The organism is Mesorhizobium sp. M7A.F.Ca.MR.362.00.0.0 (genome assembly GCF_004023175.1).
Classification (GTDB): Bacteria; Pseudomonadota; Alphaproteobacteria; order Rhizobiales; family Rhizobiaceae; genus Mesorhizobium.
The window spans coordinates 1-2,186 of record NZ_RZTF01000639.1; the positions used below are offsets into that span (position 1 = coordinate 1).

General features: G+C 63.4%; 1 protein-coding gene and 1 pseudogene. One reads left to right on the forward strand and one right to left on the reverse strand.

The features are described 5' to 3' along the window. The coding region (locus EOC06_RS36290; RefSeq protein WP_245470387.1) for a Mu transposase C-terminal domain-containing protein at nt 1-1,344 on the reverse strand (1,344 nt) is incomplete at its 3' end. A gap of 141 nt (nt 1,345-1,485) precedes the next feature. On the opposite strand from EOC06_RS36290, the pseudogene EOC06_RS36295 reads away from it, so the two are divergent. After that, nucleotides 1,486-2,186 (forward strand): annotated as a pseudogene (locus tag EOC06_RS36295) (integrase); the annotation flags it as partial.

Below are 2,186 nucleotides of genomic sequence, written 5' to 3' on the forward strand. Positions count from 1 at the left end.
TTCCCGCAGGGCGGTTCGGGCGCGGCGATGTTCGCCAAGCGTGATCGGCGCGCGCCGCAGATCGGCAAAGCGGATCGGCCAGCGCGTACCGTCCGGAGCGCGCACGAAAACCCTCGAAAGATCGCGTGGATCGTAGGAAACGTGCAGCGGCCGATCGAGGCGCCCGGCCCAGATGCTCAGAACATCATCCCAATAGCGAAGACCGAACAGGTGAATGCCGTCTCGTCGCACCAGTCGGTCGACGCTGGGCAGGAAATCGATCATGAAGCCGGCAAGATCGTGGGGCTGACGCACAGGCCGAACGCGGCGGGCGACAGCTTCATGCCATGCCGCAAGCGGCGGAATTCCCAGCGTTCCATGGCGATCGGCGTGGTAGCGCGTGATTTCGAGCGCCAGCCATCGCGCCAGTTCATCCAGAGTCATCGTCGCATGGGCGGCGGAATCATAGCTGCCACGCTCGTCGATGTCGCTGAACGTCGTGCCCGGCAGAAGATGGACGGCGCCCATCATGGTGCCGATCAGCCGCTCGATATGGCCGCCATAGTGGGGAGTGGCGATCGGACGATGGATGAGCTCGATGCCATATTCCTCAGCGCCCCGCTGCAGGGCGCGCGACCGGAATTCCTTGGCGTTATCGAGATGGATGGCATCAGGGAACCCGCAGGCCGGCCACTTCGCATCGATCCCCAGCCCGGCAAGCCACACCTCTTTCGGCTGCACGACATGCTGGATTGCGAGCGCGACCGAAACCGTCGACGGTGCCTCAAGGGTCAGGTAGAAGCCCGCGATCATGCGGCTTGCGATGTCAATGGCGAGCGTCAGCCACGGCCGCTGCAGTGGCCGGCGGTACCGGCGATCGACGACAATGACATCGACCAGCGTGTGGTCGATCTGGACTACGTCGAACGCGCACTCGGCGGTATATTCTCCCGGAACTGGGTGGAAGCGATCGCGCGCCGCCTTCGAGCCTTCCCGTGCCTTGGTCAGTTCGGCGGGGTCCATGGCCTCGATCCGCGCCTTCAGCGCATGCCAGGACGGTGCGCGCACGCCACGCGAGCGGCAGAGCCCGCGGATCTCCTTGTGCAGTCGATTGATGCTTGGTTTCTGGCGCGTCTTGTAAAAGTCCCGGAGCGCTTCGGCGATTACCGCTTCGGTCTCATCCGGCAACCGGCGGCTGCCTTGTCTCGTGCCGCCCGGGCGCGGCAGCAGCGAACTCGTGACCGGATGCTCCCGATAAGCCCTGATCAGTTCGTAAAGCCGGGTTCGCTTGAGGCCGAGTTCACGGCAAGCCCGGAAGAAATCGGACCGGCCGGGGCAGTCGAGCGAAACCAGTCTGCGGATCACGGCCTCCCTTGCAACCGCCTCATTCCAGGCGGCATCATCAACCGTCTCCTTGTCGGGCCCATGAACCACAGCCGGCCTCGCTGTAAAAGTTTGTCCGCTCGAATGTTACGAAAAATCCGGTGATTCGGCTAGAATCCGCCAATGAACTCCGAAGATGATTCGCGCCAGACCAATAACTTGCCGTCCGTTGACCAAACGCGAACGACAGCCGCTATCGTCGAGCAAAACCCCGGAAATCGTCCTGAGGAGAGCTCAGCGCCGTCCCACAGCACGACCGCGATCGCCAGCACCTCCCCTCCCCCGCCTCCAGCCGACGATTTGCCTGACATTGTCGATATCGTCATGGACATGGCGCAGGCGCCCTCCGAGCCGCACAACGCCCCTCCCCTGCCCGCGCATCTGGAAGGGCTGGCCGAGCGCGCGCGCGATTACGTGGAGGCAGCAAGCTCGTTCAACACCCGGCGCGCCTACGCCGCCGATTGGAAGCATTTTTGCGCCTGGGCGCGCCGCCAGCATCTGGATGTGTTGCCGCCGGATCCGCAGGTCGTCGGCCTTTACATCACGGCCTGCGCGTCCGGGAAGGTGACGAGCGACAAGAAGCCTAACGCCGTCTCGACAATCGAGCGACGTCTGTCTTCGTTGACCTGGAATTTTTCTCAGCGTGGCCAACCATTGGACAGAAAGGACCGGCATATCGCGACTGTGCTGGCCGGCATTCGCAACAGCCACTCTTCCCCTCCCCGGCAAAAAGAAGCCATTCTGCCTGAAGACCTGATTGCCATGCTCGAGACCCTTGACCGCGGGACGCTACGCGGCCTGCGCGATCGCGCCATGCTGCTCTT